The organism is Pseudoalteromonas prydzensis (assembly GCF_001661495.1).
GTDB classification, from domain to species: domain Bacteria; phylum Pseudomonadota; class Gammaproteobacteria; order Enterobacterales; family Alteromonadaceae; genus Pseudoalteromonas; species Pseudoalteromonas prydzensis.
Genome location: NZ_BDDT01000021.1, coordinates 1 through 14,897, shown reverse-complemented (window position 1 = coordinate 14,897; position 14,897 = coordinate 1). Strand labels below are relative to the sequence as shown.

14 protein-coding genes and 1 pseudogene are annotated in these 14,897 nt (G+C 36.9%); 6 read left to right on the top strand and 9 right to left on the bottom strand.

Annotated features, from left to right (window positions below; translation table 11 throughout):
- Positions 1-539 precede the first annotated feature (539 nt).
- The 9 genes from A7968_RS21690 to A7968_RS21650 form a co-directional block, all read right to left on the bottom strand.
- The gene (locus A7968_RS21690; protein WP_064668596.1) at positions 540-1,235 is read right to left on the bottom strand and encodes a PIN domain-containing protein; all 696 of its coding nucleotides are present in this window, start codon (positions 1,233-1,235) and stop codon (positions 540-542) included.
- A gap of 9 nt (positions 1,236-1,244) precedes the next feature.
- On the bottom strand, positions 1,245-1,871 hold the full coding sequence (locus tag A7968_RS21685; protein WP_064668595.1) for a hypothetical protein: 627 nt from the start codon (positions 1,869-1,871) through the stop codon (positions 1,245-1,247).
- A 125-nt stretch (positions 1,872-1,996) separates the two neighbouring features.
- Positions 1,997-2,401, bottom strand: a complete 405-nt coding sequence (locus A7968_RS21680) for a hypothetical protein (RefSeq protein ID WP_064668594.1) — start codon at positions 2,399-2,401, stop codon at positions 1,997-1,999.
- An 87-nt stretch (positions 2,402-2,488) separates the two neighbouring features.
- Positions 2,489-3,055, bottom strand: coding sequence for a hypothetical protein (locus A7968_RS21675; RefSeq protein WP_084448258.1), 567 nt, complete (start codon positions 3,053-3,055; stop codon positions 2,489-2,491).
- A 234-nt stretch (positions 3,056-3,289) separates the two neighbouring features.
- Entirely contained in the window at positions 3,290-3,772 is a 483-nt protein-coding gene (locus tag A7968_RS21670; protein WP_227008882.1) for a toll/interleukin-1 receptor domain-containing protein, read from the bottom strand.
- A 1,221-nt stretch (positions 3,773-4,993) separates the two neighbouring features.
- Positions 4,994-5,605, bottom strand: a complete 612-nt coding sequence (gene cas6f / locus A7968_RS21665; RefSeq protein WP_064668592.1) for a type I-F CRISPR-associated endoribonuclease Cas6/Csy4 — start codon at positions 5,603-5,605, stop codon at positions 4,994-4,996.
- Between the two features lie 2 nt (positions 5,606-5,607).
- Positions 5,608-6,660 (bottom strand): type I-F CRISPR-associated protein Csy3, encoded by a 1,053-nt coding sequence (csy3, locus tag A7968_RS21660; protein WP_064668591.1) that lies wholly within the window; start codon positions 6,658-6,660, stop codon positions 5,608-5,610.
- A 14-nt stretch (positions 6,661-6,674) separates the two neighbouring features.
- A complete protein-coding gene (locus A7968_RS21655; RefSeq protein ID WP_064668590.1) occupies positions 6,675-8,762 on the bottom strand; it encodes a type I-F CRISPR-associated protein Csy2 in 2,088 nt (695 codons plus the stop codon).
- 4 nt (positions 8,763-8,766) lie between these two features.
- Entirely contained in the window at positions 8,767-9,996 is a 1,230-nt protein-coding gene (locus tag A7968_RS21650) for a TniQ family protein (protein ID WP_064668589.1), read from the bottom strand.
- Between the two features lie 373 nt (positions 9,997-10,369).
- Here A7968_RS21650 and A7968_RS21645 point away from each other — a divergent pair, with 373 nt between their 5' ends.
- The 6 genes and pseudogenes from A7968_RS21645 to A7968_RS21625 all read left to right on the top strand — a co-directional run bounded on the left by A7968_RS21645 (position 10,370) and on the right by A7968_RS21625 (position 14,763).
- Positions 10,370-10,702 carry a YnfA family protein gene (locus A7968_RS21645; protein WP_064668627.1) on the top strand — a complete coding sequence of 111 codons (333 nt, stop codon included), beginning with the start codon at positions 10,370-10,372 and terminating at the stop codon, positions 10,700-10,702.
- A 232-nt stretch (positions 10,703-10,934) separates the two neighbouring features.
- Positions 10,935-11,576: a hypothetical protein gene (locus tag A7968_RS21640; RefSeq protein WP_064668588.1), complete on the top strand. Its 642-nt coding sequence runs from the start codon at positions 10,935-10,937 to the stop codon at positions 11,574-11,576.
- Positions 11,577-11,788: 212 nt separating this feature from the next.
- Positions 11,789-12,253 carry a hypothetical protein gene (locus tag A7968_RS21635; protein ID WP_064668587.1) on the top strand — a complete coding sequence of 155 codons (465 nt, stop codon included), beginning with the start codon at positions 11,789-11,791 and terminating at the stop codon, positions 12,251-12,253.
- Between the two features lie 90 nt (positions 12,254-12,343).
- Positions 12,344-13,837 carry a hypothetical protein gene (locus A7968_RS21630; protein WP_064668586.1) on the top strand — a complete coding sequence of 498 codons (1,494 nt, stop codon included), beginning with the start codon at positions 12,344-12,346 and terminating at the stop codon, positions 13,835-13,837.
- 43 nt (positions 13,838-13,880) lie between these two features.
- Positions 13,881-14,030 (top strand): annotated as a pseudogene (locus A7968_RS23255) (IS91 family transposase); the annotation flags it as partial.
- Between the two features lie 115 nt (positions 14,031-14,145).
- On the top strand, positions 14,146-14,763 hold the full coding sequence (locus A7968_RS21625; protein ID WP_064668585.1) for a hypothetical protein: 618 nt from the start codon (positions 14,146-14,148) through the stop codon (positions 14,761-14,763).
- Positions 14,764-14,897 lie beyond the last annotated feature (134 nt).

Genomic DNA, 14,897 nt, shown 5'->3' with positions numbered 1-14,897 from the left:
AAGTTTAACTAAGTATTATTATTTTCACTAGCTCTTTGTAGCGTTCGAAGGTTTGAGTTACTTCTTTTTAAAACCACACTCCATAGTGGGTGTGTGGTTTTTACTTAGCTTTGACGATAATTAAAGCACACTGTCGCTGCAAGTAAACTATGATTTCAGCGACAATGTCGCTGTAAGCAAAGCGTGACAAGCACTGGACTGACATATCAGTCACTTACAGACAATTCGACACCATACAATGACATAAAATAAAACCATACAGTGACATGACAGTTAACATTTATATGCTTGAACTTTACTGCTTTCGTCTGTCGTTGGTAAATAGGCATCGTCAGAGCATAAATAAAGTTATTGGTAAAATTTCAGTATTTACGATTGTAGGACTGAATTTTAACTTATCCTAGTAGTTGGTTTTCGCTCAAATCGAACTTCGCAAAAGTGTCATTCACACACAGGCGGTGTGCCACATGCTAAATTTGAAGAATCGTACTATTGTGAGTTAAAAACTGTCTAGTGAAAGCTGGGAAGTCCAGTCCACTTTAGGCAATAAGTGATGTTGCCCAAGGTAAATTATTCACAAACTGAATACCTAGATCATTTAATTCTTTATCTATGGGAGGCCTAGGAGCACTAGGGTCACCAAAATCAGCTTTATTAGAACTAGCAAAAAGGATTTGTTTATTAAATGAGTGTTGTTTTAGCAAGTCTGCTAGAGCTAAATAATGTTCATATATACTGCAATCTTTTGATTCGTCCTTTCCTTTTGCTGATGGGGCAACATTTTGGATAACACGTATCATTGCTTTCCCAAAGCAGTCTGTATCTGCCTCAATAATCAAAGCTTTACCATACAACGCTTCAGATAATTTTTTCAACTCATGATGAACACCATACTCTGTAGGCTTTTTCGTATATTGAAATCCACCTAGCGATGGGAATTTTTCTAATGAACTTTTAAATAATGCTATATTCTTGTCTAAATGCTTGAGGTGCCGTTCTGTTTCAGGGAATACGACATCAATATTTTCTTGCCATTCACTTTCTACGATATCGCTAATAACAATCCAAACTGAATCCATGCCAATCAACTTGTCGGCAGATGTGATCGTATTTACATTAGAATTATCTCTTGCGCACACTCTAACAATATCAAGGAAAACACATGTATCGATAAACATTACAGGCTTTGGGTCATTTATAATGAGCTTACATAAATCTTGTAAATTCGCTTTCATTAAAACTTCTTACCTTACTGCTGATAGTAAATCAATTGAATACTCATAGTCACAAGCAAGTTCTAAAGCAGCATTCTGATCCCAGCCATCTTCAATCAGATATTTTTCTAACAGTTCGGGAGTGATTTTTGCATCAGAGTAAAAAGTTAAGCTTATAAAATCAAACCACCTTTTTTGATCCATGGGATGAGAACGGCCTGTTGATTTGTTAGCCAAGGCTGAGAATGCTCTTAAAGCTTTTGCGGAGTTATCTGTTAACAAATCTTCTAGCTCAATGTTATCTTTTGAAATATCTAACTTAAAATTAAACTTCTTTTGAGCTTGTGATAGAACCTGCTCGCAAAATAGTTTCAGAATTTTATTATATTCATCGATTGTCAGCTGACTCGATTTAATTGGTACAATATTTGATACATATAGATTATTAGTATCTTTTTCTGATAACCATAGGCTCGCAACTTCTTCATCATCAGAAAGAAAATTATAGCAATACATTTTTTCATCAGTAAATCTTGTTACACCATCTTCCTTTTCATTATCTCTCTTCCATAAGTTAGAAACTTTTGATATATATTCACTAAATGAATCAAAGCTATCTTTATTGATTGATATAATTAAATCTTGAAACTCTTTCATACTACCCTCGATGCTGATTCATATTTGCGTTAACGCCCCAAGAAAGGGTAATAACACGTGTCTCTAATACGGAAAGAAGTGACGGGAGCCGACGTGTTATTGTCCCGCTTACTTGGTTTGTTAGGCTACGCTGCAACATTCGTTGACTGAACATACTCTTTTCTATACTCGATGTAGTTACCCAAAAAGCCCAAAGCTGCAAATAAATAGTAGGCTATCCAATACAAGGATAAGAACTTTGATTTGTCATCAGCAACACGTTTTTCATTATCAATTGCACCACTTAACCTTTTATCTTGATATATACCTTTTTCACAGTCGTGAGTCGTAGCTTGTTGTCCAACTAAGTCACAAGTTAATCTTTTAACGTCGTAATACATATGTTCGACAATAAATTGTGTCTGCTTCCTTTTATATTCGTCTTCTGCACCTGAAAAGCTGTTAATTTGATTTTGCAATATTGGAATTAGAAAAAGCACTCCGTAAAGACCGAATAACTGAAAATATCTATGTAGTTTTAATTTGAACACTTTCAATACCTCTAATACTGTTCAAGCGTGGTTTGACTGACGAGTAGCCTAACGCCTGTTGCAATTTGTGTCATGCGACTACACTTGTTATGCATTTGCTGCGAGTTCAGCTAACTCTGCTTTCAAAGTTTCAACAGATTTTTCTAGTTCTGTATGAACGGTGGTATATGGTGTAATATATCTCTCGCCGTTTACCTTTCCATTTTTGTAATCCATTTTATGAGCGGCAGCAATATCGTTTACTTTCTCGCGCCACCCTAGAACTTTGTGATACGCGGGAAGTAACTCCCTCCCATATATATTAAGAATCATTTCAATACGCTGAAAGTCAACTTTTTTATCCGCTCCATCTGAAATTATCTCATCAAGATATTGGTTGTAATCTATCTCATTTTTCATAACTAGAGTAAGTTTGAAATAATTACTAAAGAACATACTTATCCAGTGACTTAATAGAATATATAGCTCTTCCAATTTCTCTCTCTTCAGCTGCGAATGGTTCCTCTGTTGCTCTTTCTCCAGCTGAAGCTTCAACCTAGAAAGGCTTGAACGATTCGCAATAAACACTCCAACAAGCCCTAGTGATGCGCCAACTAGAACTCCGGCAAGACCCATCCATGTTTTCATATCTACAGATTTAATAATTTCTAACACTGATTTTTCCTAGTTTGCATAACGAGGCTGTAGAATAAATCTAACAGCCAGATCTAATTAAAACACGAGATCCTGTAATTAACTCTAAGCGTTGTTTTTAAAGCATTAGGTAATGCATTTTGTAACTCATAAAACAGGCTGTTTCTCTTAACAAAGAGTGATTCTACAGCCTAAACTCCTTGCTAAGCGGAAAAGAACTGTTGGATATAATCGCAAAGCGATGGCCAATTGTTGTTAGAGCGCAACCAGCTCGGCAAGTTTTGCGGCAATATTTTCTATTGGGTCTTCTGCGGTATCTAATCCACTTCGAGAACCAAGAAGCGGACTGGCATCGCGCAAATCCTCATAAGTTGTTTCATGTACAATGGGAACAAGAAGGTCAGTCGCTAGAAGTGCCGAAAGCTCTTTATCAGCGATTCCTTCTCCTGAGATCCGTTTCAAAAACGATGGTGTAACTAATACAATTCCGACTCGTGACTTGACCAATCCTTTATCTATTTCACGAAGCAAACTTGCACCTAGAAGAACGTCCTTTTCACTAAACCAAACCGAAACACCTAAAGCCTCAAGCTTATCGTGTAACTCCTTAGCTGCTCCCTTTCGATCATCCCATGCATGGCATAGGAAGATATCCCGCAAATCAGGCTTGGAAGCTCGTCTTTCGACATTTTGACGAACTGGGGTGAGCATTCGTACATCAGCAGCTGTGTAAGCCACGGATGAACCAGATTTTGACCAATGAGGGCGTGCACTACTAGACCCAATACTATTACTAAGACCACTTCCTGAAGAGGAATATGACGAAGGTGAATATGATTGATATCCTCCGCCATAGCCACGACTCCTACTACTACATGCAGGGCATGAAGCAGCACCACTAGCAGTGCGGTGGCCATTTCTTGGTGCTGTGCATTGTGCCATATTGTAATTATCCTTTTTGATAATAACTATTCTAAAAAGATTTAAACTGACGGAATGACCAAAGGAGCATTTGTGCTTTGGCAGCTTATTGAACACCAGCTTAGGGGTTTATAACACACCAAAACGGCGTATATTACATACCTTGATAATTTCACCAATAATTACTTTTGTAAACAAATAATTAAAATAGATAAAATTTAACAGGGTTATTTTTCACCAAAACGGCGGTTAAAAATGTTATTGAACGAAACTAGAATCTTATTCATCAAAGCAGGAATAAGTTTAACTTTTCAATGACCGGTTTTTCTCTCTAAACCGACTATCAGCCAATTACTTGAGGTGCCATATTAAATATAACTTTAGCAAGCTTAGAGATGTGTATAACTAGCGATATTAAACCTAGCGCTAATCATAAATTTGTAGTTTAGCGGTCGACTAATTTTGGCCACTGATTTGTACTTCTAGCAAATATGTTTTACTTATTCACAGGATGTTAGCCTACCGTTATTAATTAGGAAACTTAATACTCTCTAAAAACAGAGTGAATAACCTTAAATATAAATCTACTTATTAAATAAAAATATAAAACCAGCCTTTAAATATAAGACTGTTTTTTTCAATTACTACTCACTGCCTTTTCGGCAGAATTACATTAACTTAAACATCGAATCGATTGTTTTTATCTTCAGCTGCCTATACGGCAGGTTACGTTTCTGTGGTTCTAGTTTTTTTGATAATAGAATTTTCAGCTGCCTATACGGCAGGTCACTAACCATGACTGATCAAGCCCAATTCCCAGAAATTTTCAGCTGCCTATACGGCAGGTCACTGCACGCAGCAAGTCAGAGCAAAGAACGTTTTATTTTCAGCTGCCTATACGGCAGGTCACTATCAAAATAGCTAAATTTATCTATATAATTCATATAATTAAAAAGCAAATTCAATTTTACCCATTTTTAAAATGCTTGCTTATATCGCATTAATATCAATAACTTATAATTGTGACAAAAATAAAGGTTAATTGCTTTCTATAAACGGTGATAAATCAGGAACCGTGCCTTTAAACTTTTCATTTGATGAAAAACCATAATTACTAAAGACTGGCTCTGCTTGGCAGTCGGCATTTTGCTTTTGAATATGAAGAATATAATCCTCTTGTGAGCTCTTGCTAGTCATGGCTACCCTATGAAAAATATCAACCTCACGTGGGGCTGCGAGCTTTTTAGGGTTAAAGTCTTCACCTCTTGCTAAGGCTCTTTTTTGCAGACGCTTTAATCTTCTTCTACTTTCACCTGTAAATATTTTTGCTACCGCCTGATTACGTATAAAACGTATTTCTTGGCAGCTGTCAGGAACGGCTAAAATTTGGCTTATTTTAAAAAAGCCACAATCTTGCATGTCAACAAAATACGCTTGCTCTTTAAGGCTGTTTAAAACCGCCATATCCGTATGAACAAAAGCAATTACATTGCCGATTGATGAGTCCGACCAAGTAGGAAACGTAACTCCCACTCCTTCAATATTATGCTTAAAAATAAATCCATGCATAATAGAAATACAACGGCCAGTAAGCAGCGCTAGGTTTGCTTGTTTTGGTAAAAAGTGGATTATGAAGTAATACCTTTGCATAACTACGCCTTTTTAGCCTCTGCTTTTTTCTGGAACATTCCACCCTTAACCAATATAGAAATTAAATAATAAATAGCTGGGTCTATACTTTCATTTTTATTAGTAATGCAATTTTTAAGGGCTGATAAATACCATTCAGTATTTTTGAAAATAGAGTAAAAGTTCTGCTCAGAATCGGGAGGGCGTCGGGCTATGCCTATTTCTTTATCTGCACCAAACTCATGCACTCGTAATCTTTTACTTGCATCCTCATCCCACCAATCATCAATTGACTGAAGCGCGGCACCTATTTTTACAGAATTAAAGCTTACAGCATAACGGCCATCTGCACATTTCGCTTTTACAAACTGCTTAGAAGCCTCTCCTTGCTTAACCTTGTCGTTAAGAATTTGGCTTGGGTAAATTTCTTGGCAAAATGAGGCTTCTATTTTCGCGGTTATATCGGCACTCCAAAAAACATTGGGATCGGTTAATGCGCTCTCAATTTCATTACTTAGTTCTTCCAATACTTTTTGATCATCAGAAGCCCACTTACTTTCCCAAGCCAACTTACGGGTGTTATCGATTAAATAACAACTCCCTTTGCTGGTTTTAATTTCAATTTGAGTGTTACCCGTGTTTTGGTTACGCCAAAGCCATGTACCCAATAGAATATTTCGACAATACCTTACGGCTAACTCCTTATAACCCCCGCTCTCTTTAAACGTCGCGGCCAACTCTTTTAATAAAGAGAAAACATCAGGGTCACTACAGCCTGAAGGAGCCAACGATTTAGCCTGTATCCTTAAAGAAAACCGACAAAATATATGTTCCACATTTGGAGGGACATAACACTCTTCAAGAGTTAATATATTATTATGTGTTAAGTCCTGAGGTGAGATGTTTTTTGGTGAAAACTGCGGAGTGAATGCTTCAGTAAAACCAGATTTTGGGCCTCTAATCTTATTAACGTCAGCCTCTAAAGGAACAAAATCAGAGTCAGCCGTTTTATAAAAAAACACTGCTTTACCAGGATAAAGTGAGCGATCATATTTTAATATATTACATAGTTCCATTAAGTATCTTCCGGTTAAACCTTTTTCATTAGCATAAACTTTTCTCGAACATCTAGCATCCAAAAAGCTTCATTAAAATAGTTGCTAATACCTTTTAACCTCAAACTAATGGCCGTTTCGTATTTCACCACTCCTATTGCTGGTTCAGCATAACAATGTAGCTTTTCAAGCGCACCTACTCTAACTTTCGGTTCAGTGAGTAACATATACCCCATCATAGATGGGCTCAATTTAGAGTCACTCTTTAATAATAAGAGTAGCTCATCTAAATCATGTATTTTGTGTTCAGTCGGCATAACCCAGCAACCTGATAAAGGTAACCGTCTTAGCTTTTCAAACAGCTGATTTTCATTACTATACAAACAGCACCAATTTACATTTGAAGTAAGCTCGGGTTGATGCATAACACCACCTGCAAAGTTAGATGGAAAGTGCGCTTTCAAAATATCTGGCTCACTATCTACTGCCTGTAAATCATCTTCATAACCATCAACATGTACTATTAAATCAAATACCAAATCACAATATTTGCCATCAATAATACCTGGGCGCTTAAGCTTATTTTGCTGCACACCTTGAAGGCTAAGTTCAGGAAGCTTTTTTCCTGCTACAGTAGAATAATCCCTAATAAACCAAGAAAAAGATGTGAACCGTATATTAGTCCCAAGCGCTTCATTAAGCTTTCTTTGGTAGCTATGAAGCATCCCCCAAACAGCGGTTAAAGATGGAATACCTGAGCAGTAAGGGTTAGATAATGCTTGCGCATCAAACACACGCAAGCCGCTTAAATGTAAATAACGAAAACACTTATCATCCTCTTCAATCGGTTCGTTTTTTTTATCTGTAAGATTGATAAGTAGCCATTGTAAAGCTGCTTTCAAAGGGCTCATTAATTTAGGGTGAAAAGCATATCTTTGAGTCATATTCACACAGCCAAGCATTTCATTTAGTAACCTAAATAAAGGAATAGTTAGCGACGGGAGTTCATCGTCGGGCAGCGATAGTATTTTATGCTCTAGTTGGTCTGAAGCACTCTGACGTTGTTCTAAGTCACTTCCATTCTCAACAACGTCCAAGCGCCATTCAAATACAGGTGAAAACCACTCTAAAAGCGTACTTCTTACATCTCTAATATTTTTAACTTTTTGCTGTCTGCGTTGTTTAAGAGCCAAGGCGTTATTGCTAAATATAATACCTTCTAAAGCTTTAATGAATTCCGGCTTTAATAGTGCTCCAACGTTAAATACTGTTTGTCCATTATTTAATTTAAATGCTCGTGAGTTACTTAAACCATGATATTTACTTCGTATATCAGGAGGGTAGTTAAGCACATTAACAACCCCACCTAAGGAAGCAGCTAACATACTGACAGCAGCAGGTCGCGTAAACTCTACATTGCTAAATCGAGCTCGTTTATCAATTGCCGCCTGCTGAACTTTTGATTGAACCACATGGCTAATTACGGGCGTAACAGCTACATAACCATCATGATAAGGCATTCTAATTTGGCGAGAATAGCGATCAACCGAGTCAGGGACTACTTCTTCGGGCAACGCTTCCTGAACTGTTGCACATAAGCTTTTAAAAGCTTTAACGGATAATCCAAGAGAGGTAAATGCGGCTTTCCAGTTATCCGAATACAAAGATAGTATTTGTGCCAAACAATAGTCTTCGTTTTGCCATTTAAAGTAACTAACAAATAGCTTAGCTACATTCACTTTAGCAGAGTCATGTGCCCAGCCATAGGCTTTAGGATAGTTAGCACTACTCAAAACGTAGGAGTGCAGTAGTGGCCGCTCTACAGCTAGATTTTGCTTACTTACTCTAATATCAGGATATTTTAAATTATGAGTATGAAACCACGCTATTTCCTGAACGCATTTATTAATATGGTCTTCACTTTTTAAAGCCTGTTTTGCTAACTGCTTATCCAGTAAATCATCAACGTGGTTTTTGCGGTAAGTCAGGTTTAACAAAATAATCAGAGCAATGGCTTCGCAGCCTGTTATATCAATCGTTGTTGTGTAGGGATTAAAAGCACGACGTAATAACCTATCTCGCTCAGTGGTGTCTGTAATATCTAGAAGTTCTTTTAAATGCATATATTTACCATGCCGACAAATACATTCTAGCTTTATCATTTCCAAAACTAGTTTTGTACTCAATTACATGCCTTAAAAAAAACACGCCCTTATAAGGGTTGATTCGCTGATTCATTTTATGACGAAATGCCGTTTGCAAAATACCATCCTGATACAATCTATAAACCTGCTCTATTGAAATACTCAGCAAAGTTGCAGCCTCCAATACACTTACTAATAAGTCAGCTACGTTTGGCTTTTTAGTTTTAGGGTTACTCTCAACCAAAGTAGCTAAATAATCTAACAGAGTACTATAAATAAAGTGAGGTTCTCTCTGCTTTTGAGTATTGGGACAAGACAAAATAGCGTTACCAAAAATAAACTTAAACTCTGTTTTATTAAACAGGTCTATTAGCTTCATTTCTGCATTCTTACTCAATTCATCAAGCTCTTTATAAAATACTACTGGCCACTCATTAAAATAATTCACAACATCGTCTAAGCAAAAGGTTTCCTCCTTAGAGTACCGCTCCTGATACCAAAGGAGCGCAGCAAAGCGCTCTGTAAGAGTGGTATTTTTAAATAGCGGGTTGTTATCATCGAGCTCACTTTTATTCAGTAATTTATTTAAATGATCAATGCTTAATGTGTTTACAGGCGAGGTACTGCCACAAGACAGCTCAAAACCGCATGAACAATGAGTAATTGACTCATTTTCGATATAGTTAATTGGAGCGCAGCACTCTGGGCATTTATGGACCAAAGTACATTGATGTTTGGCGCATGCATTTACCCACTTTATATGCCAGCTTTGTTTAATGTAAGCTTCTTCTGCAAGACATTGTGGGCATACCGGAATCGAATCAACGGCCTCTTCAGTGTGGTAACAAATAAATCTTTGGGGAATATCTACCCCACCTTTATATAAGGCCGCTGAGTAATTAAATTTAATATCTGACTTTAACAAAGCCAGCTTTTGTAGCTCGTATCGAGGTAAGTCTAATAATGTTTCGAGCAGCCCTAAAGCCCGCATTCTAAAGTGACTATTATGCTTGGCGTGATAAACATTGAGTCTTTTCAAGTCGATCGGAAACGCACCATGCGCTTCAAAATCAAGCTCATGAAGCTCTTCACGAATAGCTAAGCTTAGCCCTTCATACGAGTCAAAAAAATTCTCTGACACTACTCGCAATAAATAGCTTTCTAGCGATTCATCAGAAAAGGGACCAATCTTGGGCGAGAATAAAAAAGCCATTTAATACTTAATTACTTAAAAAACCTAAGTCCAATGTAAAGTTACCCTGCATACATTGCAAGCTTGATTTAGTATACAAGGGAAAGAACCAGATTAGAGAGAATTAGCTAAACGCTCGCCACACAAGCAATGAAAATAGAACACTACGAAGTTCGGATTGGAGCGATAACTAACCTTTCATTTTTCTACGAAAGTATACCCAAAATTCTGTAAATCAGACCTTAGAGTAACTTGTTATTGCTCACGTTGGAGTCATCGAACGCTGATTTTACAGTGCAGTGGCCCAAGGCAGACTAATTATATTGTGTGTTGTGTATAAAAACTCAAAATGCTATATGTGTTAAACACAGTTATGGCTTTGAGAGAGCACCTTTTGCCTGAAATAAAAATTATAGGACTTTTTGTAATTACTGCTTTGGCTGAAATTATTGGTTGTTATCTACCATATCTTTGGTTACGCGAGGGGAAATCAGTTTGGTTGCTAATTCCTGCAGCTCTTAGTCTTGTAGTATTTGCTTGGTTGTTGTCGTTGCACCCAACAGCAGCAGGTAGAGTTTATGCTGCCTATGGTGGTGTTTATATCTTTATGGCTATTCTATGGCTATGGGCTGTGGATGGTATCCGTCCAACGGTTTGGGATATTGTTGGTTCTGTAATAGCACTTGTGGGTATGGCAATAATAATGTTCGCTCCACGCAGTACATAACTAGCCGTTAATAGTTTTAATATACTTTTTCTAATCTGACACTAACGATTTAGAGCTATTCACTAAATCGTTAGTGTCCATCCACGGGCTATAAATATAACTCACCTTTGTCCCAAAGTTTGTTTCGGCCTATTGAACACGCACTTCACCAAAGCATCATTTGACTTACTTTCTGTAATACCAGTATTGTGGGTATAGATACGGCCTAACTTCATTAAGCGTAAAGGTACAAATGAGCATTGAAAGTGCAATTGAAGCAATTCGTAAATTTCATGGAGATTCTCTCACTGAAAGTCTTTCTCGCTTGGAAGAAGACATTATCGGCGCTAGCGCTGCCGACTCATTAGAGTATTGCTTTGAGAGAAAAATAGATGATGACTTTGTTGCTTCAGCCTTGGCTGTAAAAAAAGTTGCAGGAGAGATTAATATTATTATTCATGCCTCAGGAATATTGCACTCACTTAAAGATATTCTAAAAAAAGGGGAAGTTGTTCAAAGTGTTTCTTTAGGAGCGGGAAATACTGGTCGAAAATTTGATCTCGAAACAAACCTTCAAGTAGCTGAATTTAAGTTTATCGATTGGAAAGGTGGGGCTGAGTCAATACGGCAGAATGGGTTATTCAAAGATTTCTATCAACTTGCGGAATATGATACTAAAAAGGCTAAAAACCTCTACGTAGTAGGCACTCATTATCCTCTGAAATTCTTGAATGGGGGAAGAGCCTTAACTAGTGTGCTATCAAAGCAACCAGCAATATACAAAGGTATATCAGATAAGTACGGTTCAACGATTAAAGTAGTAAGAGATTACTACGAAATTCATAAAGGGTCTGTGGGGGTCATTGATATTTCTCCATATATCGGCCGCGTATGATAACCGTATTATCTTCACTGACGTAATCTTCCAGCGATTCTGGAAATAGCGTTTTGGTCACGACTTTCACCGCTTTTAAACTCTGACATATTGCCTCAACCCTCGATTGAATCAATAGCCTTATTATACAAACCGCAGTATGTAAAATAAACAATTCATATAGATTAATTGATCATAACTAGCTAGTATTAAAGAAAAGTGGAATATTGCTCATGAAATTATTCGTATCTCTAGTTTTTATTGGTTTAATATCTTTCAATTCATTGGCAAACCAGTTAATTAGAGGCTCAGATATTGAAGAAAGCGAGACTATTTACTGGATTAATACAGATACAAAGAATGCAATAATTTATAGCCAGTTCGAAGTGTTTCATATACTCAAAGACTTAATTAATGAAACTCTTATGAGTGAACCTCTTGAAGCTACTACTTTAGAAAATATTTGCCATTTTGATCGGCTCCTTTTTATCGATGAGCAAAAAAATCTATTATTTGAAATTGCAATCAATGGTAATGAAATCATCTATGAAGGGAGTTCTTATATTGTTAAAGAAAATAGACTAGAAAAGTTTATCAATCATAACCTTAAGCGAATCCAAAATAACGAGAGTATGCTTGGTAGGTATATTAAGCTAAATATTAATGATTATTCTGATAAATGTCTTTCAGACATCTAGAGTTTTCACAAAGTCTGGGCACAGAACTGCCCGTCGACTCTAACTCATAATTGTCCATAAATATAACTCGCCTTTGCTTGAAATAAAATAATGAAACCTATAAAAGCCAAATATACTGAAATTGTCTTACTCCTAGCCAGGTTAATTCCTTGGGTATTCCCTAAGTGGCTTCGATTTATTGCCAAGAGCTATTCTCGAAAAGAGCAAGAGTCGATCCAGCATCTATATGAAAAAGAGGATCGAATTAAATCTGCCAGTCTTTTTGATGGAAGCTTCACGTGGAAAGCTATAAGCGTAGTTGTAAAGGTTGATCATGATGATTTGGATTCGATTCGCCGATGGCTAAAGTCCAATGCATCTCCTATTGATTACAACCCTAGGAGAGATGATTCCGCTTTTGAAAACAAGTATGACCATGGTGGCGGGTACAGAAATTTAGGTTGGATTCATTTTCATAAAGAAAACAGGCTGACTTCGCTATTGAGAATGGAGGAAGAAACAGAGTTTTGCGATTCTTGTTACGTGTCTCTGTCCAAGTACTCGTATGGAATTAATTATTTGTCACTATATTTTTTCCTGAATGAGTCAGCAACAGGAATGGTCTCCAGTGTTGATGTTAGCGAGGTAAAGAGATACGACGCCTTTGCTTCCGTAAATCCATTTTCACAGCAATTTAGAGCTATTCAACATCATGATAAACGAAACCTAATTGAAGACCTTATAAATGAGAATATAAATAAGGTTTGCAGCGATGTGGTCGGTATGGCTAAAAAAGTCCTTAGTCTATGGCGAATAACTAAGGATGAATCGAAGTTAACGCTAATTGCAGATATCTATAGAAATACTAATGAGCCTTATTTTGTTGAAGTTGATGAATGCGAGGATGATAGCCATGTTCACGTTTGTCGACGAAGTCTTGGATTTTTTGATGAAAAAATAAGTAGCGATAATTCAGAGCATTTTTTAAGCCGTTACGTTGTAGAGAAGAATGATCTAGATGCGCTGTTTATAAAGAGCAAAAGCTTAGAAGAGTTTGACCAGTTTGATAATTTTGCTCGGAAAGGGTTAACTCTATACGACTCACATATATTTATTTCAATGTTTATTGATGTAGCAAGGCAACAGGTAGAGGTTTCGGAGTACGCTAATTCAGCATTATTGAAGAACACAAACAAGGTTGAAAAAAACTATGACATACTTTTCGAGTCTACAAACCAGCTAGAATCATTGAGGGAAAATATTCTGGCGATTCAGAAAGAGATTCCTCATAGCTGTCGCGAGTCTTACTCGGATAGCGCAAAAAGAATTGCAAAATATAGGCTTAAGCTTGCTGATGAATTAAAGGCATCTATAGACCGTAGGCTTTCCGGATTAAATAGTGAAATGCAGGTTCAAAATCTTCGTTTTAATAGGAAATATTCATTACTTGTTGGGGTTTTGATTGTAGTTCAGATTTTACTGGCAGCGCTAACGATTGACTGGGATAACTTAGAAGAAAGATATAATTCGAGTTTTCTTAGGCAGGAGGACGTTGATCTGAAACAAAGCTCAACGGAGACAGATGAACATAACAAACTACTGTAGCCGACTACTAACGCGTCGGCTGAGTCGGGCGTTAGTTGCCACATCACACACAGGTAAAGTGGAGAAGGCAAAGACAGAAAACGTAACACTGATACCGCATTGGCCTTGCCAGCATTGTAAGGCAGGTATCTTATGGTTAATTGGCGTATTCAAGTTAGATGTAACAACGATTAAAGTAGAGCGAACGAGTTAGCAGCTAGGTAGCTTGTTAAAATCAATTAGTTAACTGTGCGCGTTTTCACTGGTCCAACGAGGTAAACGCGCATGTGCACGAATAAAATGTTAGCAACCAACTAGGAGTTGAGTATTTGAATGATGGAATCATCTGGTTTTGCTGTTTAGCAATACTAGTAATCGGTATGATTTTTGGGATTAGTCTTGATAGTAGTTCTGAGACATTAGATTCTTTATATAAAGTGTTTGGTATCGTTTCTGGTATTGGAGCTTTGTTAACAGTAATTGTTGCTATCTCTGCTTTGCGTACTTGGAAACATCAATTTAGCCATGCCGAAAGGTTCAAGGCTTTTAAAGAGCTTGACCGTATTGCTTTAGATTGTATCAGTAATATTGAACAATACTGGGGGGTATTCAAAGATGAATATTTTTTTCTGAATACACCAAAATATTACCAAGACCATTCACAAGCAAAGAAGGAAAAAATGGACTTATTTTGGAAATCTAAAGATCGTTATAGAGTAAATGTAGATTATGCTCAGTCTTTGCTCTCTGCAAAAGAACAGAAAGAATTCAAGTATACATATGGGCACTTTGATACAAAAGTACATGAAATTATTAACGGAATAACTAATTCATATAATAATCTTGAAGGTGAAGAGAGACATGAAGGTTTGATTAAAGTTGAAGCTGATGTTTTAAACTTAAAAATTGATCTTAAAGAGAGTTTGAGAAAGTTCAGAGGACAATAAAGGTTGCTAATAAATAAGGATAGGTTGCGCGAAGCCGCAACTTAATCCTATTGTTGGACAAGCCCGTTGCTGATGTTGACACTTATTTATAGTAAATAAATCGATTAGAACTTTGGTGGTTGGCTTGTTGATGT